Raw genomic sequence first — 22018 nt, 5'->3', positions numbered from 1 at the left:
CCGCCCCCGACGATCAGCCGGCGGGCGCCGCGGGCGGCACCGGCTTGTCGAGCATGGCGCACATCGACGCGACCTGAAGCTCCTGGGACACCTCGTTGATCTCCGGGAAGGCGTCCGGGTGCTCGGCGAAGGCCTCCGTCGAGACGAGGACGGTCGCCGTGCGCCTGCCCGTGGGGTCGGTGAAGTTGGTGCTGAGGTAGCCGGGGATACCGCCCTCGTGCGCCCACACCGTGCCGCAGGGGCTCGGGAGCCGCTGGATGCCGAGACCGCCGCCGGGCCCGTCCGGCCGGTCCGGGAAGACCGGCACGGTGGTGCGCATCTGGGCCAGTTGGGCGGCGGGCAGCAGCTCGCCCGACATCAGCGCGCGGTAGAACCGACTCCAGTCGCGGGCGGTCGACACCATCGCACCGGCCGCGCCGCCCCACGACGGTGAGTTGTCGGAGACGTCCACATGGCCCTCGCGCGCCGCCCCGGCGTACTCCCGGTACTCGGGCGGCACACCCGGCGGCATGTGCGCGGCGTCGGGTTCGTAGCCGCGGGCGTGCCGGCCCCGCCAGGCGGAGTCGGTGGCGTAGTAGGTGTGCCTGAGGCCGAGCGGCCGGGCGATCCGGTCCCGGACGAGGTCGGCGAGGCTCTTGCCCGTGACCCGTTCGAGCAGGGCGCCGACCGCGACGTAATTGGTGTTGCTGTACGCCCATGTGGTGCCCGGAGGGAAGGGCCGGTCGCGCTTCACGCCGACGGCGAGCAGTTGCTCCGACGTCCAGGGCCGCTGGTCCTTGCCGAGGATCGACGGCAGGAGCTCGGGGGCTTCCGTGTAGTCGCCGATGCCGCTGGTGTGGTTGAGGAGCATGCGCAGGGTGATCTCGTCGCCGTGGGGCACCCGGCCGGGCAGCCACTTCTCCACCGGGTCGGTCAGGGCGAGCCTGCCCTCGGCGACCAGTTGCAGGACGAGGGTGGCCATCACGGTCTTGGTGTTGGACCCCATCCGGAACTCGTCCCCGCCCCGGAGCCGGTGATCGGCCCGGGCCCAGGGCGCCTGCTCGACGACCTCGACCGGCCGGCCGTGCCCGTCGTCCACCCGCACGATCACGCCGGGCGCCCCGGCGGCCACCAACTTCTCGGCCAGTTCCTCCAGTTGGGCGCGCTGCTGTGGCGGGGCGCCGTCCGTGCGCACGAGCGCCTGGCCCGGCTGGGCGAGCGCGACGACGAGGCCGGTCGCGGCCAGGAACGACGACGCCGCGAGCAGCCGGACGCGGCGACGGCGGTGGGCGGGTCGGGGGCGGGACGGTTCGTGCCCGCTGACGGAGTGGGCTCTCATCGGCATGCCGATCACTTTCACGCACCGGCGGCCCCGGGTCACTGGGGCACACCGGACCATCGAGGCTGGGGCCTGCCCCCCTTTCGGGTCAACCACCGGCAACGTCGGGCTCAACCACCGGCAACGTCGGGCACGTTCCGCCCCGGCCGGGGGCCGAGCGGGGCCGTGCGATCTTTGGTCCACTCCACTGACGCGCCGCAGGCGACGGCACCGCCCATGGCGAAAACCGCTGGCGAAAACACGCCAGACCAGCGCTGACATGGGAAATCCCTTCTCCTGGGCATGATTGACGGATCGTCGGCGAGCCGGTACCACTGACGCACGCCCGGCCCCGCACGCCCCGTCACGCCGCTTCGGCCCGGAAGTCCCAGGAGGCTGCCTTGCGAGGATCCGTCACCGCATCCGTCCCGCCCACGCGCAGACGTGCCGCCAGGGCGGCGGGCGCGCTCGCGTCGGCCGCCCTCCTTGTGCCCCTGCTCGGCGCCGCGCCGTCGTCGTCCGCGTCCCGGCCCGCCCCGGACGCCGGGCCCGGGAGCCTGCAGAGCGCCTTCGCGGCGGCGGCCGCCGAGTACGACGTACCGCAGAGCGTGCTGCTCGGCGTCTCCTACCTCCAGTCCCGCTGGGACGCGCACGGCGGCGCCCCGAGCGTGACCGGCGGCTACGGCCCGATGCACCTCACCGACGCCCGCACCGCGCTCGCCTCCGCGCCGCACCACGCCGACGGCGCCGAGGACCCGCGCGGTGACTCCTCACGGGCCACGCTGCGGCCGAAGGCGAAGCCCCCGACGGAGGCCCAGCTGCCCGCTCGTCTCAAAACCCTGAAGCGGGCGGCGAAGCTCAGCGGGCTGTCCGCCGAGCGGCTGCGCGAGGACTCGGCGGCGAACGTCCGGGGCGGCGCGGCCCTGCTCGCCGCCGCCCAGAAGCAGCTCGGCAAGCCGCTCAGCGCCGACCCGGCCGACTGGTACGGCGCCGTCGCGCGCTTCTCGGGAGCCGACGACCGGGCGAGCGCGGCCGCGTACGCAGGCGACGTGTTCGCGGTGATCCGCGACGGGCAGCGGCGCACGACCGACGCGGGCCAGCAGGTCACCCTCGCCGCCCGGCCCGGACTCGCCCCGGAGGCCGCCCAGTTGCGCGGCATGGGGCTGCGCAAGGCGAAGGCGGCCGCGACGGACTGCCCGAAGACGCTCGCGTGCGAGTGGATCCCGGCGCCGTACGAGGAGTTCGGCGACGGCGACTACGGCAACCACGACAAGGCCGACCGCCCCAAGAGCCAGGGCATCAAGTACATCGTCGTGCACGACACCGAGGGCACCTGGGAGGGCGTCCTCAAGATGGTGCAGGACCCGACGTACGTGTCCTGGCACTACACGCTGCGCTCCTCCGACGGCCATGTCGCCCAGCACGTGCGCACCAAGGACGTCGCCTGGCACGCGGGCAACTGGTTCGTCAACGCCAAGTCCGTCGGCCTGGAGCACGAGGGCTTCCTGACGGCGCCCGACACCTGGTACACGGAGGCGATGTACCGCTCGTCGGCGCGCCTGGTGAAGTACCTCGCCAAGCGGTACGGCATCCCGCTGGACCGCCAGCACATCCTCGGCCACGACACGGTGCCGGGCACGACGGCCGCGACGATCCGCGGCATGCACACCGACCCCGGCCCGTACTGGGACTGGCAGCACTACTTCAAGCTGCTCGGCAAGCCGTTGCACCGCACGGCGGGCCCCCAGGGCGGCCTGGTCACGGTGGCACCCGAGTTCAGCAAGAACCAGCCGGAGTTCACGGGCTGCGCGAAGCCGGGCGAGAAGTGCGTGCCGCACGGCTCCAGCGCGGTGCGCGTGTACACCGAGCCGCGCGAGGACGCGCCGCTCATCAAGGACATCGGCCTGCGCCCGGGCGGTGAGCCGTCGACGATCGACGTCAACGACATGGGCTCGCGCCTGTCCACGGGCCAGCAGTACGCGGTCGCCGACCGGCAGGGCGACTGGACGGCCGTCTGGTACCTCGGCCAGAAGGCCTGGTTCAAGAACCCGAAGAAGCAGCCGACGGCCGTAGACGCGCGCGGCTGGGTCCTGACACCGAAGGAGGGCGCGAGCGACGTCCCGGTGTACGGCCGCGCCTACCCGGAGAAGGAGGCCTACCCGACCGGGGTGCCGGTGCAGGCCGTGTCGCCGCTGCCGTACAAGCTCCTCGCGGGCCAGAAGTACGCGGTCGGCGACAAGCTGCCCGGCGAGTACTTCTACTCGCCTACGTTCGACCTCGCCCCGCACCGCGTGGTGCGCGGCAAGGACATGTACTACGAGATCCAGTTCGGCCACCGGGTGGCGTTCGTGCGCGCCGCCGACGTGAAGGTGGTGCCGTCCGGATCGTGACGCCCTCAGGCATGACGGCGTGACCGAGTGAACTCGTCGGGCCCGGACCTGCGTGGGGGCAGGCTCCGGGCCCGACGTCGTCCGCGGACGGGCTAGGGCCTGTCCGAGGGGAAGGCGTAGCGGCGGCCCGCCACCGCCTTGAAGGAGTGCTCGCCGCCCGGCACCAGCGGGCAGCGCACGGTCAGTTCGCGGGTGCGCGACGCGTGCACGACGAGGCGGGTGGCGCGGCCGCCGGACCAGGTGATGTCGACGGTGGCGCCGCCGCGTGCCCGCAGGCCGCGCACCGAGCCGGTCGGCCAGCTCGCGGGCAGGGCGGGCAGCACGTCGATGACGTCGTGCTGGCTCTGCAGGAGCATCTCGACGATCCCGGACGTGGCACCGAAGTTGCCGTCGATCTGGAACGGCGGGTGGGTGTCCCAGAGGTTGGGCAGCGTGGAGGACTTGAGCTGTTCGCCGAGCATCTTGTGCGCGTGGTCGCCGTCGCGCAGGCGCGCCCAGAAGTTGATCTTCCAGGCCTTGGACCAGCCGGTGCCGCCGTCGCCGCGTGCCTTCAGGGAGACCTCGGCGGCCTTCGCCCACTTGCTGCCGGGCCGGATCTGCCGGCCGGGGTGCAGGGCGTAGAGGTGGGAGACGTGCCGGTGGTCGTCACCCTGGTCGTCGAGGTCGTCCTTCCACTCCTGGAGCTGCCCCCAGGAGCCGACGCGCAGGCCGGGGTCGAGCCGGTCCAGGGTCTGCTCCAGGCGGGTGCGGAGCGCGGGGTCGTCGCCGAGGACGCGGGCCGCCTCCAGGGTGTTGGTGAGCAGGTCGTGCACGATCTGCTGGGACATGGCGGCGCCGACGGTGAAGTCGCCGTGCTCCGGCGAGTAGCTGGGCGTGACGACGAGGGTGCCGTCGCGCGGGTCGGTGCGCAGCTGGTCGAGCCAGAACGCGGCGGCCTCCTTCAGCACCGGGTAGGCGGTGTGCCGCAGATAGCGCGTGGACCCGCCGAAGCGGTAGTGCTCGTAGAGCTGCGCGGTCAGCCAGGCGGCGGCCTCGGGGAACCAGAACGCGGTCGCCCAGTCGTGGACGCCAGTGAAGCCGTAGGGGTTGGTCTCGTTGTGCACCACCCAGCCGGGCGCCCCGAACATCTCCCGCGCGGTGCGCCGCCCGGGCGCGCGCAGGGCCTCGACGAAGCGGTCGTAGGGGGCAGTGGTCTCGGCCAGGTTGGCGGCCTCGGCGGGCCAGTAGTTCATCTGGAGGTTGATGTTGACGTGGTAGTCGGCCGACCACGGCGGGGCGGTGCTGTGGTTCCAGCCGCCCTGGAGGTTGGCGGGCAGCGAGCCGGGGCGCGAGGAGGCGATGAGGAGGTAGCGCCCGTACTGGAAGAACAGCGCCTCGAGGGCCCGGTCGGCGGCGGGCGCGCTGCCGTACTCCTTGAGGAGCTGGTCGGTGGGGACGTCCGGGGGCGGCGCCGTGCCCAGGTCCAGGGTGACGCGGTCGAACAGGGCCCGGTGGTCGCGCACATGGCGGGCGCGCAGCTCCTCTTGGCCGCGGGCGAGCGCGGCGTCGACGGTGCGCGTGACGGTCCGGTGCGGGTCGTCGCCGCGGTAGCGCGGGTAGGTGTCGGCGTAGTCGGTGGCGGCCGCCAGCACGAACCACACCTGGTCGGCGCCGGTGACCGTGAGGCTGCCGTCGGCGCCCGTGGTGAGCGTCCCGCCCCGGTGGGCGACGCGGATCTGGGTCTCGAACTTCAGGCCGTTGTCGGCGAGTTCACCCCGTACGGTGATGCGGTCGCCGTCGGCCGCGGCGGTGACGTCGGTGCGCGGTGAGGTGGTGCGCAGGGTGCAGGTGACGGCTCCTGGGCGGTCCGCGCCGAGCCGTCCGACGAGCACGCCGTCGGGGTGGGAGGCGAAGAACTCCCGGGTGTGGCGGGTGTCTTGGCGGGTGTACGCGACGCTCGCGACGGCTTCGCGCAGGTCGAGGGCGCGGCGGTAGGAGGCGTCGGGGGTGTCCGGTGCGCCCGCGACGTCGATGCGCAGGTCGCCCAGGGTCTGGTGGGCGCCGTAGCCGCGGCGGGGCTGGCCGAGGGCGGCGGCGGCGGCGTCCGGGGTGAGGCGGCCGCGGTCGTCGAGGTCCTTGCGGACGGCGGCGAGGGCGTCGGGGCGGGGTGCGCGCCAGTTGCCGTGGTCGTAGCCGCCGTCGGCGCCCGGGCCGCCGGTCCACAGCGTCTTCTCGTTCAGCTGCAGCCGCTCGCTGCCGAGGGATCCGAAGACCATGGCGCACAGCGCCCCGCCGCCGACGGGCAGCGCCTCGCGTTCCCAGTCGGCGGCCGGGGCCCGGTACCAGAGCCTCAGGTCATCGGATGACTGGGCGGAATCGCCGGTGGCGGCTACGCCCTCGGACGCCGGTCCGCCGAGGGCCAGGGCGGCTCCTGCCCCTACGGCCGACTGAAGGGTGGTGCGTCTGGTGATGCCTTGCCGGATGGAATCCAGGAACTGTGGCCTCATGGGCCGTCACGCTAAAAGTCCGATGACTCGCCTGACAAGGCGCATGACAAACCCACTCCTTGGACGGAGTGGGCGGACCCTTGGACTTCGGGGGTGCGGGTGGGCCTCCGGCGGGCCCTCAGCCCTGCTGGAACAGCTCCGCGGGCAGTGGCTTGAGGAGTGCGTACAGATCGTCGGTGATCGGGCGGTCCCAGGCCGCGATGGTCACCAGGACGTTGTCGCTGCGGTCGAACTGCACGCAGGAGACGCGGCTTTCGGACAGCCGCAGACGGCGCACGATCAGGAGGTTGTCGCCCTGCATCACCGGCACGTCCTCGCTGGCGACGACGGTGACCTCCTCGTCGTTCTCCAGCGCGAGCAACAGCTGGGCCACCTCGAAGGGCACCTCGCCGTCGGCGAGCTCGCGGGCCGGGGAGCCCTCCGGCAGATTGCCGATCACCATCGCGGGACCCCGGCCGCCGAACAGGTCGTAGCGCAGGAACACACCCTGGCAGCTGCCGTCGGGGGCCGGCAGCAGGCCGGCGCCGAGATTGCCGGGCCAGTCACCCGGGTCCATGGCCAGGACGTCGAAGTCCGGGCCCGCGGGAGTGGCGGAGCTGCGGCGGCGGAGGAAGGACATGTCGCCATGGTACGTGTCCGGCGCGCCCGACCCGGCCCGGGGGCGGCGGCGGGAAAGCGCCGGTGGGGTGCGGTTCCCGGCCGGTCGCGGCTCAGCCCCGCCCCCGGCTGCGGTCGTGGTGGCGGGCCACCCGGGCACGGTTGCCGCACGCGGGCTTGCACCACTCCTGGCGCGGGTGGTCCTTCAGGAAGTACCGCACACAGCGGGGCGCGTGGCAGGCGCGCAGCCGCTCCCGGTCGGGTCCGGCGAGGAAGGTGAGCGCGGCGCGGGCCAGGGCGGCGTTCAGGAGGTCGGCGCGCTCGACGACACCGGCCCGGACGACGGGCTCGTCGCGGACGGTGGGAGCGGCGCCGCGCGGCCAGCTCAGGACGGGCACGGTGGGCACCCGGGCGGCGGCCTCGTTGAGCCTGGTCGCGGCCTGTCCCGGCGGCAGCAGCCTGCGGGCGTCGGCGGGGCTCGGCTCTCCCGGACGCACGGCACGGGCGAACAGCGCGCGGACGGCGGCGCGCACCCCCCGCACTGCTTCCAGTGCGCTCTCGTCGGCCCGGAAGCGCCGGGCGGCGAGGGCGCCGGGCAGCGCGTCGGCGTGGGCGCGGACCCAGGCGGTGAGGCCGTCCGGCGTGTCGAGGTCGTCGGCGACGCCACCGTGTCCGTCGTGGCGGATGGTGGCGGTGAGGTCGAGGGTGAGGAGGGTGGCGGCGGGGGCGGGAGTGGGTGACTCCGGGGGTGCCGACGGCTCGGCAGGTGCGGGCATGGGGCTAATGATAGGTTCCCCGGCAACCATTAACAGGGGGTGGCTCACGGTGACGGACGGAACCGTACTGGACTACTGGCGCGCGGGACTGGACTCCGTCCCCGAAGCGGTGTGGGACCACCCCCGCGTCGAGTCCCTGCTCCTCGCCGACAACGCGCTCAGACACCTGCCCGCCCGCGTCGCCACGCTCACGGCCCTGCACACCCTGGACCTCGGCCACAACCTGCTGACCGAGGTCCCGCCGGAGCTAGGCGCCCTGCCCGCGCTGACCGACTTCCTCTACCTGCACGACAACCGCCTCACCGCCCTGCCCGACGAGCTGGGCGGCCTGAACCGGCTCGCCTACCTGAACGTGGGCGAGAACCGGCTCACCGCACTGCCCGACGCGCTCGGCCGCATGGCGTCCCTCGTCGAGCTGCGCGCCCAGCACAACCGGCTCGCCACGCTGCCCGCGACGCTCGGCGGCCTGCGCCGACTGCGCGAGCTGTGGCTGCGCGGCAATGAGCTGACCGCGCTCCCCGACGACGTACGCCACCTCGGTGAACTGCGCGAACTTGAGCTGCGCGAGAACGCGTTCGTGACCGTGCCGGACGCCGTGCGCGGGCTGCCGCTCCTGCGCCGCCTCGACCTGCGGGCCAACCGGCTGCGCGAAGTGCCGCACTGGCTGGCCGCGTTGCCGTCCCTGGAGAAGCTGGATCTGCGCTGGAACGACGTGCGAGGCGGCGAGGACATCATGGCGGCCCTGCGCGCACGGGGCTGTGTGGTGCTGCGCTAGCCCACCGGTCCCGCGCTAACCAACCATGCTTCCGCGGCGGCGCTCGATCAGCGAGGCGCGGATCTCGCCCGCCCTGACCGCCGTGTTGGACAGGAGCGTGGAGGTCAGGCCGTGGGTGTGCTCGGTGCCGCCCTGGAGGTAGATGTCGGCGGCGACGTTGGCGTGCGTGGCGACGCGGTGGTCACGGCCGACGACCAGGGCGTCCTCGTCGTCGCGGCGGCACAGCTTGCCCAGCTCGCCCATGCGCTCGTCGATGCCGCGCGGCTGGTAGCCCGTCGCGCACACCAGGAGGTCGGCGTCCAGGACGTCGCGCTCGGCGGTGGGCAGGAACTCGATGCCCAGGCGCAGGCCGTCGTCGCGGGTCTCGATGTCACGGATGCGGGAGATGTTGAGCATCCGCATGCGCTGGCGGCCCTGCACCTTCTCCTGGTACATGGTGCGCGAGAGCGACTCGATGAGGTCCATGTCGACCACCGAGTAGTTGGTGCCGCGGTGGTAGTCGAAGAGGGACTGCTTCACCTCCGGCGGCGCGTTGTAGAAGATGTCCACGGCCTCCGGGTCGAAGATCCGGTTGGCGAACGGGCTGTCGTCGGCGGGCGTGTAGCCGTACTTCGCGAACACCGAGCAGATCTCGGCGTCGGGGAAGTGCCGGTGCAGGTAGTCCACGCTCTCGGCGGCGCTCTGGCCCGCGCCGAGGACGACGGCGCGGCGCACCTGGGTGCCCGACTCCAGGAGCGTGCCGACCCGCGGGATCAACTCGCTGTTGTGGAAGACCCGTTCGGAGCGGCTCGCGCTCGGCGGCAGGTGGGGCTCCATGCCGGTGGCGACACAGAGGCTGCGGGCCCGGCGCACGATCTTCTGCCCCGGGTCGCCCGGGTCACGGCTGACCACGTCGAAGGCGACGACCTCGCCGTTCTCGGTCACCGGCTTCACGGCGACGACCTCGCAGGAGTACTCCACGAGCCCGGCGACGCGGCCCGCGGCCCACTCCAGGTAGTCGTGGAACTCGATGCGCAGCGGGAAGAGCGTCTTCTGGTTGAGGAAGTCCACGAGCCGGTCGCGCTCCTGCAGATAGCACAGGAAGCTGTAGCTGCTCTTCGGGTCGCGCATCGTGACGAGGTCCTTGAGGAAGGACACCTGCATCGTCGCGTCGTCGATGAGCATGCCCCGGTGCCAGCCGAAGCGCGGCTGCTTCTCCAGGAACCCGGCGCGTATCCGGTCGCCCTCGGCGGCCTGCGCGTTGTGCTCCTCGACCGCGATCGCGAGGGCGAGGTTGGACGGCCCGAAGCCGATCCCCAGGACGTCGTACGTCACTTCCGGCCCCCCGTGCGCCGACCCCGTGCCGCCGCCTGCCGGCTCCGTGCCGCCGTACGTCGAATCCTGTTCGCTGTGCAAGGTGTTCACCCGCGTCATCGCCTCCCTAAGCAGGCACATGTTAGATAAGGTTAGCCTTACCTTGCAATGTCTGAGGAGGATTCACATGCGGGTCGTCATGTTCGGCTACCAGACGTGGGGCCACCGCACGCTGCAGGCCTTGCTGGACTCCGAGCACGATGTGGCCCTCGTCGTCACGCATCCCAGAAGCGACCACGCGTACGAGAAGATCTGGGACGACTCGGTCGCCGATCTCGCCGCGGAGCACGACGTGCCCGTACTCCTCCGCAACCGCCCAGGAGACCCCGAACTCCTCGAAAGCCTCAAGTCGGCCGAACCGGACCTCATCGTCGCCAACAACTGGCGCACCTGGCTGCCCCCGGAGATCTTCGACCTCCCCCGGCACGGCACGCTGAACGTACACGACTCGCTGCTGCCGACCTACGCCGGCTTCTCGCCGCTGATCTGGGCCCTCATCAACGGCGAGCCCGAAGTCGGCGTCACCGCCCACCGCATGGACGCCGACCTGGACATGGGCGACATCCTGCTCCAGCGCGCGGTGACCGTCGGCCCGCGGGACACGGCCGCGGACCTGTTCCGCGCGACCGTCGCCCTGATCGCGCCGATCGTGCGCGAGTCGCTCGACCTGATCGCCTCGGACACGGCGGTGTGGACGCCGCAGGACCGGTCGCGGGCCAGCTTCTTCCACAAACGCGCCCTGGAGGACAGCCGCATCGACTGGACCTGGCCGGCCGAGGACCTGGACCGGCTCGTGCGCGCCCAGTGCGACCCGTACCCGAACGCCTTCACGCACCATCGCGGCAAGCCGCTGCGGATCGTGGAGGCAACGGTCTCCGAAGGCCGGTACGGCGGCACTCCCGGGCGGATCTTCATCCGCGAGGGCGACGCCGTCGTCATCGTCGCCGGGGCCGACGCGCGCACGGGCCGCCGCCACGGGCTCGCGGTCAGGCGGGTGCGGACGGAGGACGGGACGGAGTACGCGGCGGCGGACTACTTCCGCACGATGGGCGGCTACCTGACGGAACGTCCGACCTGACACCATCTACCCCAAGGCGACCCGATCTGTCCCGACTTCTCGCGCCAGGGGGCGGTGTCCGCGGAGAGCGTGCAACGCCATGCCCTTGCCCACTCCCCCAGGCGACCACTTGATTAGGCAATCCTTACCTTAGTATGGCGTCGGTCTCCGGACCGCTCGCACCGGTCTCCGGGCCGGCGACACCGCTACCGACACCGAGGAGTGACCACAGATGAGCAACCCCTTCGACGACGCCGACGGCCGGTTCTCCGTGCTCGTCAACGACGAGGGCCAGCACAGCCTGTGGCCCGAGTTCGCCGAGGTGCCGGCCGGGTGGACCGTGGCCCACGGCCCGGCCGACCGGCAGTCCTGCCTGGACCACGTCGAGACCAACTGGACCGACCTGCGGCCCAGGAGCCTGCGGGAGGCCACGCGCGGCTGATCCTGACGACCGCGCACCCACAGCGCCCGCCGGTGACCTCCGAGGCGTAAGTGTCCTGCGGCCGGGACGGCAGCACCCCCGCGCACCTCACGCGTCCCCCGCACCCCGCGCATGCGCCAGCGGTCCGTCGTCGACCCGCACCAGGCGGTACCCCCGCCCGCCCACGGGCCCCCCGCGCCGCTCCGCCCTGCGGGCCCGCGCCCGGGCGCGACGGGCGGCGGCGAGGAGCGCCGCGACCTCCGGGCTGCGTCGGCGCAGCCGCAGGAAGGACCGCTCCGACCAGCCACCGAGCACGGCGGCCGAGGGCTGGGCGACCCCGTCGCGCACGGCCCGCAGGACGACCCGCAGGGCCGCGGCGCCCGGTCCTGCCGAGGTCGCCACCGGGCGCCCCCGCTCGCGTTCGCCGGCCGCCATCAGGGCCGCCGCCGCCATCGCCTCCGCGAACGAGGGGTCCTGGGCCTGCCAGTTGAGCAGCAGCCGCTCCGTCACCCCGGCCGCCGCGGCGCAGCCCGCCGGTCCGAGGCCGAGCGCCGCCGCACGCAGAGCGTCGGCCCTGCGCACCGCGGTCTCCTCGCGCAGACTCGGGTCCACCCGCAGGGCCTGCAATAAGGAACGATCGATATCTTCTTGCGCGTCGAGGCCCGCGACCACACCATCGGCCCAGGCCTCAAGGCGGTTGACCGCGGCCGTACGCCGCTCCACCCGTTCGTCTTCCACCAACTCACCACCAAAGCAACTTAGGCTAGCCTCACCTAACAATAGAACATCAGCCCGTCGGAATCCCGTACGGACGAAGACCGGACCCGACACACCGCTGCCTCGAAGGGATCTGTTCGTGCTCTGCACCAGGATCACCAACGCCCGCGTCGTCACGATGGACCCGGACCGTCCCACCGCCCGCCAACTCGGCATCTGGCGGGGGCGGATCGTGGGGCTCGACGCCGATGTGGCGGACCTCCCGGCCCGCCGCGTCCTCGACCTCGGCGGCGCGACCGTGCTCCCCGGCTTCATCGACGCCCATGTCCACCTCGTCTGGGCGGGCCTGAAGGCCAAGGCGGCGAGCGTGGCGCCGAGCACCCGCGTCGACGACGTCCTGAAGGTGGTGGCCGGCGCCGTCGCCGCGGCCCCCGGTGACGGCTGGGTGACCTTGGCCGGATACGACCAGCGTGAGCTCGACCGGCCCCTGACCGCCAAGGAACTCGACGCGGTGAGCGCCGGGCGCAAGGTGTACCTGGGGCACATCTCGGGGCACGCGTGCCTGGTCAACACGGCGATCCTGGACCTGCTCCCGGCGCATGTCGCGGGCTCGGACGGGTTCCTCGCGGAGGAGGACATGGGTGCCGTGCTGCGGCTGCGCCCGCCGCACGCCCTCGGCGAGCTGGCCGACGCCATCGAGCACGCGGCCCGCCAGTGCCGCTCCGAGGGCGTGACGGCGGTCGCGGAGGCGGGCATCGGCAGCGAACTGTTCGCGCACAGCCCCATCGAGGCCGCGGCCTACCAACTCGCCCACGAATCGGGCCGGTTGCCCGTGCGGGTGCAGCTGATGGTGGCCGCCGACGCGCTGGCCCCGGTGGAGGCGGCGCGCGAGGACACCACGACCCGCGCCTTCGGGCTCGGCCTGCGCACGGGCTTCGGTGACGGCGGGCTCTCCCTCGGCGCCCTGAAGGTGTTCACCGACGGCGGCATGATGGCGCGCACCGCCGCGCTCACCGACCCCTATGTGGGCAGCGAGTCCAACGGCCAGCTCCAGATGGCCCCCGACCTGCTCAAGGACACCATCGTGGCGGGCCACCGCGCGGGCTGGCAGCTCGCCGTGCACGCGATCGGGGACCGCGCGGTCGACGTCGCCCTCGACGGGCTCGAAGCGGCCCAGCGCTCCCGGCCGCGGCCCGACGCCCGCCACCGCGTGGAGCACGCGGGCCTGGTGCGCCCGGACCAGCTGCGCCGGTTCGCCGAACTCGGCGTCACGGCCGTCGTCCAGCCCAGCTTCCTGCGGTTCTTCGGCGACGACTACGCCACGATCATGGGCCCGGAGCGGGCGCCGTGGATGTACCGGGGCCGGGGCTTCCTCGACCACGGGGTGCGCCTGGTGGGCAGTTCGGACCGGCCCGTGGCCGACGGGGCGCCGCTGCGGGCCATCCAGTTCATGGTCGAGCGGGCCTCCGCGTCGGGGCAGGCCATCGGCCCCGACGAGGCCGTCGACGTGGACGCGGCGCTGCGCGCGTACACGATCGACGCGGCGTACGCCTGCCACTGGGAGGACAGCGCGGGCAGCATCACGCCCGGCAAGCGCGCCGACCTGGTCGTGCTCGGCGAGGACCCGAGGGAGGTGGCGCCGGGGCGGATCGGGGACATCGAGGTGCTCGGCACCTTCGTCGAGGGCGAGGACGACCTCGCCGCGCCCGCCGCCGAGACGCCCTGACCCCCTGGGAGACCGCGGTGGCCCCGGCCCCCCGCCGTGCGGGAGACCGGGGCCACCGGCCGTCGCGGCGCACGCGCGCCGACCCGCGGCCTACGTCAGGTCGAACCGTCCCTCACGGGCGCCGTGCACGAACGCGCCCCACTCGGCGGGCGTGAAGATCAGGGACGGGCTCTCCGGCCGGCCGCCGTTGCGCATCGCGATGAACCCCTCGACGAAGGCGATCTCCACATCGCCGCGCCCCTCGCTGCTCGACCGCCATTCGGCGCTGCTGAGGTCGAGGTCCGGCTTGTCCCAACCCGCGAGCGGATGCTGCTGGATGATGGTGCTGTCGGCCACGTCCGTGCTCCTCCCGATGCGTCGTCCGCCGCCAGCCTAGCTTTCACCCCCGGGCGCGGCACAGGCCGCGGCACCGGCCAGGGAAACGGGCGGAATCACGCCCACCGGAACCACGTGTCACGTCGTGGGCGGCTCCGCGCCGACCAGCCACATGGCGAAGAACTGCGAGCCCCCTCCGTAGGCGTGCCCAAGTGCCCTGCGCGCACCGGGCACTTGGTGCGCACCGGCCTGTCCCCGCACCTGGAGCGCGGCCTCGGCGAAGCGGATCATCCCGGACGCCCCGATGGGGTTGGTGGACAGGACACCGCCCGACATGTTCACCGGAAGGTCACCGTCCAGTTCCGTCACGCCGGACTCGGTGAGCTTCCAGCCCTCGCCCTGCGCCGCGAACCCCAGGTTCTCCAGCCACATCGGCTCGTACCAGGAGAACGGCACGTACATCTCGACCGCGTCGATCTCCCGGCGCGGATCGGTGACGCCCGCCTGCCGGTAGACGTCGGCCGCGCAGTCCTTCCCGGCCCGGGGCGACACGAAGTCCTTGCCCGCGAACATGGTGGGCTCGCTGCGCATCGCGCCCCCGTGCATCCAGGCGGGCGGCCTCGGCGCCCGGGCCGCGCCCGCCCGGTCGGTGAGGACCATCGCGCAGGCGCCGTCGGAGGAGGGGCAGGTCTCGGAGTAGCGGACGGGGTCCCAGAGCATCGGCGCCGACTGCACCTTCTCCAGGGTGATGTCGTGCTCGTGCAGGTGCGCGTAGGGGTTCTTGAGGGCGTTGCGCCGGTCCTTGTACGCGACGAGCGAGCCGACCGTGTCGGGGGCGCCGGTGCGCCGCATGTACGCGCGGATGTGCGGCGCGAAGAAGCCGCCCGCGCCCGCGAGCAGCGGCTGCTGGAACGGCACGGGCAGCGAGAGGCCCCACATCGCGTTGGATTCCGACTGCTTTTCGAAGGCCAGGGTGAGGACGGTGCCGTGGACGCGGCCCGCGACGAGGTTCGCGGCGACGAGCGCGGTGGAGCCGCCGACGGAGCCCGCGGTGTGGACGCGCAGCATGGGCTTGCCGACGGCGCCGAGCGCGTCGGCGAGGTACAGCTCGGGCATCATGACGCCCTCGAAGAAGTCGGGCGCCTTGCCGATGACGACGGCGTCGATGTCGGCCCAGGTCAACTCGGCGTCCAGGAGGGCGCGTTGCGCGGCCTCGCGGACCAGGCCCGCGATCGACACGTCCCGGCGCGCCGCGACGTGCTTGGTCTGCCCGATCCCGACGACGGCGACCGGCTCCTTCGCCGCCCCCGCCGCCCTCGTGGGCGCTGACGCGTCGCTCATCGCGGATCTCCTTCCAGGACGGCGACCAGGTTCTGTTGCAGACAGGGGCCCGAGGTGGCGTGGGCGAGGGCGCGCTCGGAGGCGCCACGGTGGATGCGGGCCGCGGCCTCGCCGAGCCGGATGAGACCGGCGGCCATGACCGGGTTGGCGGCGAGGGCGCCGCCCGACGGGTTGACCGTCACCCGCTCGTCCAGGCGCAGCGCCTTGCGCAGGACGACCTCCTGCGACGTGAACGGCGCGTGCAACTCGGCGGTGTCCACGGGCCGTTCGAAGGCACCGGCCCGCTCGGCCGCGAGGCGTGCGGACGGCGAGTCCGTGAGGTCGCGCACGCCGAGGCCGTGCGCCTCGATGCGGTGGTCGATGCCGCGGATCCAGGCGGGCCGCTCGCACAGCTCCCGCACCCGCTCCCCCGCGGCGAGCACGACGGCGGCGACCCCGTCGCCGACCGGCGGGCAGTCGCCGGTGCGCAGGGGGTGTACGACATAGTCGCCGTGCGGCACCGAACCCCGCAGCTGGGCATGGGGGTTGGTGCGTGCGGCGGTGCGGCTGCGGGCCGCGACCCCGGCCAGCGCGGGCTCGTCCGTGTCGCCCGCGTCGATCAGCGCCCGCGCCTGGAGGGCGGCGAGCGCGACGGAGTCCGGCCACAGGGGCGCCACGTAGTACGGGTCGAGCTGGCGGGTCAGGACGTCGCGCACCGATCCCGGCGAGGACTTGCCGTAGGAGTAGACGAGCGCGGTGTCGCACTCGCCGGTCTGGAGCTTCACCCACGCCTCGTACAGCGCCCAGGCGCCGTCCATCTCCACGTGCGACTCGGAGATCGGCGGCCAGGCGCCGACGCCGTCGAGGGCCATGGTGAAGGAGAAGGCACGCCCGGCGAGGTAGTCGGAGGAGCCGGAGCAGGTGAAGCCGATGTCGCCGGTCTTCAGGCCGGTGGCGGCGAGGACCTCGTGCAGGACGGGCATGAGCAGCTCGACCTCGGACAGCTCGTCGGTGGTGCGCCGGTGGTCGCTCTGCCCGAAGGCGACGATCGCGACGTCCCGTGCCCCGTGCGCGGCGGGCGCCATCTACACCAGCTCCTTGTACGTGTCGTAGTCCGCGTCGGGTTCGCCGGTGGGCCGGTAGTGGTCGGGGTAGCGGCTGTCCGCCGAGGGCTCGGCCCACACCGGTTCGACGCGCAGACCCATCCGGACCTGGTCGTAGGGGATGCCCGCGATCCGGGCGTGCAGGGCGAGGTCGGCGCCGTCGAGGGCGATGTGCGCGTAGACGTAGGGCACTTCGATGTCGAGGTTCTTCGCCTTGATGTTGACGATGCAGAAGGTCGTCACGGTCCCGCGCGGCCCGACCTCGACCTGCTCGGCGGTCGCGACGCCGCAGGTGGGGCAGGCCCCGCGCGGCGGCACGTACACCTTGCGGCAGGACGGGCAGCGCTCGCCGACGATCCTGCGACCGGACAGGGCGTGGATGTACTGGGACTGGGCGCGGCCGGGGCTGTAGGTGTAGTCGAGCCGGGCGTGCGCGACGATCCCGGTGACGGCTTCACCGGCGAACTTGCCCTCGTGCGAGGTAGCTTGACGCTCCATCACTTCGCCTTCGTACGGCTCGAAGCAGGCGATGTCCGTGATGGCGCCGGTGCGTTCGGCGGCCCAGCGGACGCGGACGCGCATACCGGTGCGTACGCCGTCCGGGCCGGGAGCGTCGAGGGCGTGCAGCAGAGCCGTGTCGGCGCCGTCGAGGCGTACGAGGACCCAGGCGAAGGGCGTTTCGAGGGGCTGGCCACGGCGGGGCTCGTGGTTCCAGGCCCAGGTGGTGACGGTGCCGGTGGGGGCGACCTCGACGAGGTCGCGCAGCTCTTCGGCGGTCGCCGGGTCGTACTCGACGGGCGGCACGAGGACCTTGCCGTCGCCGGTGCGCACGCCGAGCACGGTGCGCTCGCGCAGGCCGGTGAGGAAGGCCGACTGGACGGGGCCGAGGGAACGGGTGAAGGGGAACTCGACGACGAGGGGGGCGCTGAGGACTTCGGTCACGGGGGTGGCTCCTCGGGTCAGGCGCGGCGGTAGACGGGCGGGCGCTTCTCAGCGAAGGCGCGGGCACCCTCCTTGGCGTCGGCGGTGTCGAACACCGGCCAGCCGCGCTCCAGTTCGGCCGCGAGTCCGTCGGCCTCCGTCATGTCGGCGGTCTCGTACACGGATGCCTTCACGGCCTCGACGGCCAGCGGCCCGCAGGCGTTGATGCGCTCGGCGATGGCGAGGGCCTTCTCCAGGGCGGTGCCGTCGGGGACGACATGGCCGATCAGGCCGACGGCGGCGGCCTCCGTGGCCGTGTAGGGGCGGCCGGTGAGCAGCATCTCCAGGGCGTGGGTGCGCGGGATCTGGCGCTGGAGGCGCACCGTGGAGCCGCCGATGGGGAAGAGCCCCCGCTTGACCTCGAAGAGCCCGAAGGTCGCGGACTCCCCCGCGACGCGGATGTCGGTGCCCTGGAGGATCTCGGTGCCGCCGGCCACACAGGCGCCCTCGACGGCGGCGAGCACGGGTTTGCGGGGCCGGTGGTGGCGCAGCATGGCCTTCCAGTGCAGGTCGGGGTCGGCCTTGAGCCGGTCCCGGTACTCCTCGCCCACCATCTGCCCGCCCGCGAGCGCCTTCAGGTCCATGCCCGCGCAGAACGCGCCGCCCGCGCCGGTGAGCACGACCGAGCGCACGCCGTCGTCCTCGTCGGCGGCCAGCCACCCGTCGTACAGGCCGACCAGCATCGGCAGCGAGAGCGCGTTCCTGGCCTCCGGCCGGTTGAGCGTGAGTATCAGCGTGGCGCCCTCGCGCCGCACGGAGAGATGTTCCGTACCACCCATAGCCGTCCTCCCGTCGTCAGACCTGGAACAGGTTGCAGGAGGGGAGGTGGCAGTTCAAGAGTTTTCTGACAGGTAGTCAGTTTTCTTCTACGCGGACCCTTCCCACTTGTGCGCGCCTCTGCTCTCATGACCGCCACACGCGATGGCGCCGGGGTCAGGAGGAGCGGTGGAGTACAACCTTGCCGACCTGTTCGAGTCGGTCGTGGACGCGGTGCCGGACCGCGCGGCGCTGCTCTACATCGACCACCCCGGCACGGGCGCGGAGCGCGCCCTCAGCTACGCCGAGCTCGACGCGGCCGCCAACCGCATCGCGCACCACCTGATGGACCACGGCGTCAAACCGGGCGAGCACCTGGGCCTGCACCTCTACAACGGCGTCGAGTACCTCCAGACGGTCCTGGCCTGCCTGAAGGCACGGATCGTGCCGGTGAACGTCAACTACCGTTACGTCGAAGAGGAGTTGGCGTACCTCTACCGGGACGCCGATCTGGCCGCGCTGGTCTTCGACGGGGAGTTCGGCGAGCGGGTGGCCGCCGCGCTGCCGCGTGCGGAGAAGCTGCGGCACCTGATCCGGGTCGGCGAGGCACCGCCCGGCACGCCGGGTCCGGACGCGGTGGCGTTCGCGGAGGCGGAGGCGTCCGGGTCGCCCGGGCGCGGGTTCCCGGAGCGCTCGGCGGACGACCTGTTCATCATCTACACCGGGGGCACCACGGGCATGCCCAAGGGCGTCATGTGGCGCCAGGAGGACCTGTTCTTCTCGGGGCTCGGCGGCGGCGCCCCCACCGGCGAGCCGGTGACGCGCCCGCAGGAGGTCGCCGAGCGGGTGGCGGCCGGGGGCGACGGCATCACCTTCTTCCCCACCCCGCCCCTGATGCACGGCACGTCCACGCTGACGGCGTTCATCTGCTTCCACTTCGGCCAACGCCTGGTCATCCACCGCAAGTTCGCCCCCGAGGAGGTCCTGCGCACCATCGCGAAGGAGAAGGTCACCAGCGTGTCCCTGGTGGGCGACGCGATGCTGCGGCCCCTCGTCGACGCCCTGAACGGACCACTGCGCGGCACCGACCTGTCCGCCCTCTTCAGCGTCTCCTCGTCCGGCGCGATCATGTCGGAGACGGTCCGCGCCCAGTTCGCCGCGCTCGCCCCGAACGTGATGCTCCTCAACAACTTCGGCTCGTCCGAGTCCGGCTTCAACGGCACCGCCACGGACGACTCGGGACCCGACAAGGGCTTCCGGATCCAGGTCAACTCCCGCACCCAGGTGGTGGATCCGGCGACGTACGCCCCGGTGGCCCCCGGCGAGCCGGGACGCATCGCCCAGCGCGGCCACGTGCCGCTCGGCTACTACAACGACGCCCGCAAGACCGCCGAGACCTTCTTCCAGCGCGGCGACGAACGCTGGGTGCTGCTCGGCGACATGGCGACGGTCGACGCGGACGGCATCGTGACGGTGCTCGGCCGCGGCTCCCAGTGCATCAACACCGGCGGCGAGAAGGTCTACCCGGAGGAGGTCGAGCAGGCCCTGAAGTCCCACCCCGACATCTATGACGCGCTGGTCGCGGGGGTGCCGGACGAACGCTGGGGCAACCGGGTCGCCGCGGTCGTGCAACTCAGGGACGGCGCCGACCCGTTGGACCTCTCGTCACTCCAGAGCCACTGCCGCACGCACCTCGCCGGGTACAAGATCCCGCGGGCCGTGGTCTTCACCGACCACATCCAGCGCTCGCCGAGCGGGAAGGCCGACTACCGCTGGGCGCGGACGGTGGCGGCCGGGGCGTAGCAGCCACCGCGGCCGGTCACCCGCACACTCCGTACGCCCGGACCCTCACCCACACACCGACCCCGACGCCCGGACCCTCAGCCGCACACCGACCGCGAAGCCCGCACCAGCGCCCCCGCGTGCAGCACGTCCAGCCGCCGCTCGTGCACCACCACGGCGGTGGTCGCGGTGAGCAGGCCGCGGCAGTACGGTGCGGTGCGGGCGGGCTCCGACGCGGCGACGGCGTGGACCAGTTCACCGTTGACGCGGTTGATCTCCTCGCGCACCTTCGCGAGGTCGGGCCGCTCGGTCGGGGCCGACGCGGGGTCGGCGACCCAGCGCCGGTGCAGGGCGCGCTGCACGACCTTGTTGGCCTCGATCTGGTCCCGGAAGATCCGCACGGTCGCCTCGGGGTCCGCGCCGATCTGCTCCGCCTGCCGCGCCACGGCGTCCAGGACCTGCCGCTCGCGGGCGGGGTCGTCGATGGGGGCGCCCGTGCCGTACTTGGCCGCGGCGACGAGGTCGGCGGTGGCGAGGCGCCGCGCGGAGAGGTCGGAGAGCGGGCGCAGTTGCGCGTACGGGCTCACGGAGACGGTCCGCGCGTCGGGCGCGACAGGGGCGGCGACCGCCGCGCCGCCGCCCACGAGCAGCGCCGCGGCGACACCCCCGGCAGCGAGCAGACGTCCGACGGATGAGGCAACGCGCACGAGAAGTCCCCTTGCTGACGGCGGCCGTTGAGCGAGTGCGCGCCGAGGCGGCATCCGCGATGACGCGGCTATCGTAAAGCCGCCCTTCCGGTTCAGCGGGCTGGCCCGCCATACAGCCCGCTGAAGGATCTCTTGTCATGCACCTTGTGAGGCGTACCCGCTCTTTGCTATTCCTTGGTTAGGAAAGGTTCCTAACCTTCAATGGCTTGGAGTCCCCCATGAGACCAGCCCGTCTGGCCGCCACTCTCGCCGCAGCACTCGTCGCCGCCCTCGCCTCCGCCGCCCCACCGGCCGCCGCGACCGCGTCCGGCCCCTCCGCGCCGCGCGCCGCCGCGCCGACGCCGGTCGCCGCGAACGGCCAGCTCACCGTGTGCGGCACCAAGCTCTGCAACAAGAACGGCAAGGCCGTCCAGCTGCGCGGCATGAGCAGCCACGGCACCCAGTGGTACGCGCACTGTCTGACCAACGGCTCGCTCGACGCCCTCGCCGGCGACTGGAACGCCGACGTCCTGCGCGTCTCCACGTACGTACAGGAAGGCGGGTACGAGACCGACCCCAAGAAGTACACCGATCTCGCGCACTCCCTCATCGAGCAGGCCTCCGCGCGCGGCATGTACGTGATCGTCGACTGGCACATGCTCAGCCCCGGCGACCCGAACGCCAACCTGTCCCGGGCCAAGACGTTCTTCACCGAGATCGCCAAGCGGCACCAGGGCAAGAGCAACGTCCTGTACGAGATCGCCAACGAGCCCAGCGGCGTGAGCTGGTCGCGCATCAAGTCCTACGCCGAGCAGATCATCCCCGTGATCAGGAACATCGACTCCAACGCCCCGGTGCTCGTCGGCACCCGCGCCTGGTCGTCGTTCGGCGTCTCGGAGGGCGCGAACGAGTCCGAGGTGGTCAACAACCCGGTGAAGGCCTCGAACATCATGTACACCTTCCACTTCTACGCCGCCTCGCACCGCGACGAGTACTTGGACACCCTCTCCCGCGCGTCCGCCAAGCTCCCTGTCTTCGTGACGGAGTTCGGCACCCAGAACTACGCGGGCGAGGACGCCAACGACTTCGGCATGTCGCAGAAGTACCTGGACCTGATGGCCTCCAGGAAGATCAGCTGGGTCAACTGGAACTTCTCCGACGACAACCGCTCCGGCGCCGTCTTCAAGACCGGCACCTGCAATAAGGGCGGCCCCTGGACCGGCACCTCACCGCTGAAGCCCGCCGGGGTGTGGATACGCGAGCGGATGCGTACCGCCGACGACTTCTGAGCACGGCGGGGACCGGCGCGGAACGTCCGCCGACCGGCGCCGGTCCCCGGCCACACCCGCACGCTCCGCCGCCCCCAGAACCGGAACACCACCCCTGTCCCGGGAACCACCCGTCCGCCGCGACACCGCCCATGCCACCTCGGACGAAACCCTTGCCAGAAGCCATGAAACCTTGAATAACTGACCCCGAC

Annotated in this window: 19 protein-coding genes; 7 read left to right on the top strand and 12 right to left on the bottom strand. The window is 72.6% G+C overall.

The window, feature by feature from the left end; genetic code table 11:
- Nucleotides 1-13: 13 nt before the first annotated feature.
- On the bottom strand, nucleotides 14-1324 hold the full coding sequence (locus tag AB6L24_RS16450; protein WP_405656032.1) for a serine hydrolase domain-containing protein: 1311 nt from the start codon (nucleotides 1322-1324) through the stop codon (nucleotides 14-16).
- 374 nt (nucleotides 1325-1698) lie between these two features.
- Between AB6L24_RS16450 and AB6L24_RS16445 the strand changes: the two genes are divergently transcribed.
- Nucleotides 1699-3687 carry an N-acetylmuramoyl-L-alanine amidase gene (locus AB6L24_RS16445; RefSeq protein WP_405656031.1) on the top strand — a complete coding sequence of 663 codons (1989 nt, stop codon included), beginning with the start codon at nucleotides 1699-1701 and terminating at the stop codon, nucleotides 3685-3687.
- A gap of 92 nt (nucleotides 3688-3779) precedes the next feature.
- Here AB6L24_RS16445 and AB6L24_RS16440 read toward each other — a convergent pair whose 3' ends face one another.
- The 3 genes from AB6L24_RS16440 to AB6L24_RS16430 form a co-directional block, all read right to left on the bottom strand.
- On the bottom strand, nucleotides 3780-6173 hold the full coding sequence (locus AB6L24_RS16440; RefSeq protein WP_405656030.1) for a glycosyl hydrolase family 95 catalytic domain-containing protein: 2394 nt from the start codon (nucleotides 6171-6173) through the stop codon (nucleotides 3780-3782).
- Nucleotides 6174-6291: 118 nt separating this feature from the next.
- The gene (locus AB6L24_RS16435) at nucleotides 6292-6792 is read right to left on the bottom strand and encodes a hypothetical protein (RefSeq protein ID WP_289954534.1); all 501 of its coding nucleotides are present in this window, start codon (nucleotides 6790-6792) and stop codon (nucleotides 6292-6294) included.
- Between the two features lie 91 nt (nucleotides 6793-6883).
- Nucleotides 6884-7546 carry an ABATE domain-containing protein gene (locus tag AB6L24_RS16430; protein ID WP_405656029.1) on the bottom strand — a complete coding sequence of 221 codons (663 nt, stop codon included), beginning with the start codon at nucleotides 7544-7546 and terminating at the stop codon, nucleotides 6884-6886.
- 49 nt (nucleotides 7547-7595) lie between these two features.
- Between AB6L24_RS16430 and AB6L24_RS16425 the strand changes: the two genes are divergently transcribed.
- Nucleotides 7596-8321 (top strand): leucine-rich repeat domain-containing protein, encoded by a 726-nt coding sequence (locus AB6L24_RS16425; protein ID WP_405656028.1) that lies wholly within the window; start codon nucleotides 7596-7598, stop codon nucleotides 8319-8321.
- 15 nt (nucleotides 8322-8336) lie between these two features.
- Here AB6L24_RS16425 and AB6L24_RS16420 read toward each other — a convergent pair whose 3' ends face one another.
- Complete coding sequence (locus tag AB6L24_RS16420; protein ID WP_405656027.1) at nucleotides 8337-9755, bottom strand: lysine N(6)-hydroxylase/L-ornithine N(5)-oxygenase family protein; 1419 nt, start codon at nucleotides 9753-9755, stop codon at nucleotides 8337-8339.
- Nucleotides 9756-9801: 46 nt separating this feature from the next.
- Between AB6L24_RS16420 and AB6L24_RS16415 the strand changes: the two genes are divergently transcribed.
- A complete protein-coding gene (locus AB6L24_RS16415) occupies nucleotides 9802-10752 on the top strand; it encodes a methionyl-tRNA formyltransferase (protein WP_405656026.1) in 951 nt (316 codons plus the stop codon).
- Between the two features lie 211 nt (nucleotides 10753-10963).
- The gene (locus AB6L24_RS16410; protein ID WP_405656025.1) at nucleotides 10964-11173 is read left to right on the top strand and encodes an MbtH family protein; all 210 of its coding nucleotides are present in this window, start codon (nucleotides 10964-10966) and stop codon (nucleotides 11171-11173) included.
- A gap of 87 nt (nucleotides 11174-11260) precedes the next feature.
- Here the strand turns inward: AB6L24_RS16410 and AB6L24_RS16405 are convergent, their stop codons facing one another.
- Nucleotides 11261-11890 carry a hypothetical protein gene (locus AB6L24_RS16405; RefSeq protein WP_405656024.1) on the bottom strand — a complete coding sequence of 210 codons (630 nt, stop codon included), beginning with the start codon at nucleotides 11888-11890 and terminating at the stop codon, nucleotides 11261-11263.
- A 118-nt stretch (nucleotides 11891-12008) separates the two neighbouring features.
- Here AB6L24_RS16405 and AB6L24_RS16400 point away from each other — a divergent pair, with 118 nt between their 5' ends.
- The gene (locus AB6L24_RS16400) at nucleotides 12009-13595 is read left to right on the top strand and encodes an amidohydrolase (protein WP_405656022.1); all 1587 of its coding nucleotides are present in this window, start codon (nucleotides 12009-12011) and stop codon (nucleotides 13593-13595) included.
- Nucleotides 13596-13685: 90 nt separating this feature from the next.
- On the opposite strand, the gene AB6L24_RS16395 is transcribed toward AB6L24_RS16400, so the two are convergent.
- From AB6L24_RS16395 to AB6L24_RS16375, 5 genes are all read right to left on the bottom strand, one after another.
- Nucleotides 13686-13931, bottom strand: a complete 246-nt coding sequence (locus AB6L24_RS16395) for a DUF397 domain-containing protein (RefSeq protein ID WP_190115140.1) — start codon at nucleotides 13929-13931, stop codon at nucleotides 13686-13688.
- Nucleotides 13932-14048: 117 nt separating this feature from the next.
- Complete coding sequence (locus AB6L24_RS16390; RefSeq protein ID WP_405656020.1) at nucleotides 14049-15251, bottom strand: thiolase domain-containing protein; 1203 nt, start codon at nucleotides 15249-15251, stop codon at nucleotides 14049-14051.
- Entirely contained in the window at nucleotides 15248-16315 is a 1068-nt protein-coding gene (locus tag AB6L24_RS16385; protein WP_405656018.1) for a thiolase domain-containing protein, read from the bottom strand. Before AB6L24_RS16385 ends, AB6L24_RS16390 begins: the two co-directional genes overlap by 4 nt.
- Nucleotides 16316-17275: a Zn-ribbon domain-containing OB-fold protein gene (locus AB6L24_RS16380; RefSeq protein ID WP_405656016.1), complete on the bottom strand. Its 960-nt coding sequence runs from the start codon at nucleotides 17273-17275 to the stop codon at nucleotides 16316-16318.
- Between the two features lie 17 nt (nucleotides 17276-17292).
- On the bottom strand, nucleotides 17293-18093 hold the full coding sequence (locus tag AB6L24_RS16375) for a crotonase/enoyl-CoA hydratase family protein (RefSeq protein WP_405656014.1): 801 nt from the start codon (nucleotides 18091-18093) through the stop codon (nucleotides 17293-17295).
- 166 nt (nucleotides 18094-18259) lie between these two features.
- On the opposite strand from AB6L24_RS16375, the gene AB6L24_RS16370 reads away from it, so the two are divergent.
- The gene (locus AB6L24_RS16370) at nucleotides 18260-19873 is read left to right on the top strand and encodes an acyl-CoA synthetase (RefSeq protein WP_405656012.1); all 1614 of its coding nucleotides are present in this window, start codon (nucleotides 18260-18262) and stop codon (nucleotides 19871-19873) included.
- A gap of 77 nt (nucleotides 19874-19950) precedes the next feature.
- On the opposite strand, the gene AB6L24_RS16365 is transcribed toward AB6L24_RS16370, so the two are convergent.
- Entirely contained in the window at nucleotides 19951-20559 is a 609-nt protein-coding gene (locus AB6L24_RS16365; protein WP_405656010.1) for a chorismate mutase, read from the bottom strand.
- Between the two features lie 218 nt (nucleotides 20560-20777).
- Between AB6L24_RS16365 and AB6L24_RS16360 the strand changes: the two genes are divergently transcribed.
- Nucleotides 20778-21827: a glycoside hydrolase family 5 protein gene (locus AB6L24_RS16360; protein ID WP_405656008.1), complete on the top strand. Its 1050-nt coding sequence runs from the start codon at nucleotides 20778-20780 to the stop codon at nucleotides 21825-21827.
- The last annotated feature ends 191 nt before the right edge of the window (nucleotides 21828-22018 follow it).

The organism is Streptomyces sp. RK9, assembly GCF_045070545.1.
GTDB lineage: Bacteria > Actinomycetota > Actinomycetes > Streptomycetales > Streptomycetaceae > Streptomyces > Streptomyces alboflavus.
This window is presented reverse-complemented; position numbering and strand designations above follow the sequence as displayed.

Bases quoted from the DNA above. Each gene is read 5' to 3' on its own strand.
- AB6L24_RS16375 (WP_405656014.1), bottom strand. From the start codon at position 18,093: ATGGGTGGTACGGAACATCTCTCCGTGCGGCGCGAGGGCGCCACGCTG.
- AB6L24_RS16450 (WP_405656032.1), bottom strand. From the start codon at position 1,324: ATGCCGATGAGAGCCCACTCCGTCAGCGGGCACGAACCGTCCCGCCCC.
- AB6L24_RS16410 (WP_405656025.1), top strand. From the start codon at position 10,964: ATGAGCAACCCCTTCGACGACGCCGACGGCCGGTTCTCCGTGCTCGTC.
- AB6L24_RS16390 (WP_405656020.1), bottom strand. From the start codon at position 15,251: ATGAGCGACGCGTCAGCGCCCACGAGGGCGGCGGGGGCGGCGAAGGAG.
- AB6L24_RS16435 (WP_289954534.1), bottom strand. From the start codon at position 6,792: ATGTCCTTCCTCCGCCGCCGCAGCTCCGCCACTCCCGCGGGCCCGGAC.
- AB6L24_RS16420 (WP_405656027.1), bottom strand. From the start codon at position 9,755: ATGTGCCTGCTTAGGGAGGCGATGACGCGGGTGAACACCTTGCACAGC.
- AB6L24_RS16385 (WP_405656018.1), bottom strand. From the start codon at position 16,315: ATGGCGCCCGCCGCGCACGGGGCACGGGACGTCGCGATCGTCGCCTTC.
- AB6L24_RS16360 (WP_405656008.1), top strand. From the start codon at position 20,778: ATGAGACCAGCCCGTCTGGCCGCCACTCTCGCCGCAGCACTCGTCGCC.
- AB6L24_RS16415 (WP_405656026.1), top strand. From the start codon at position 9,802: ATGCGGGTCGTCATGTTCGGCTACCAGACGTGGGGCCACCGCACGCTG.
- AB6L24_RS16430 (WP_405656029.1), bottom strand. From the start codon at position 7,546: ATGCCCGCACCTGCCGAGCCGTCGGCACCCCCGGAGTCACCCACTCCC.
- AB6L24_RS16440 (WP_405656030.1), bottom strand. From the start codon at position 6,173: ATGAGGCCACAGTTCCTGGATTCCATCCGGCAAGGCATCACCAGACGC.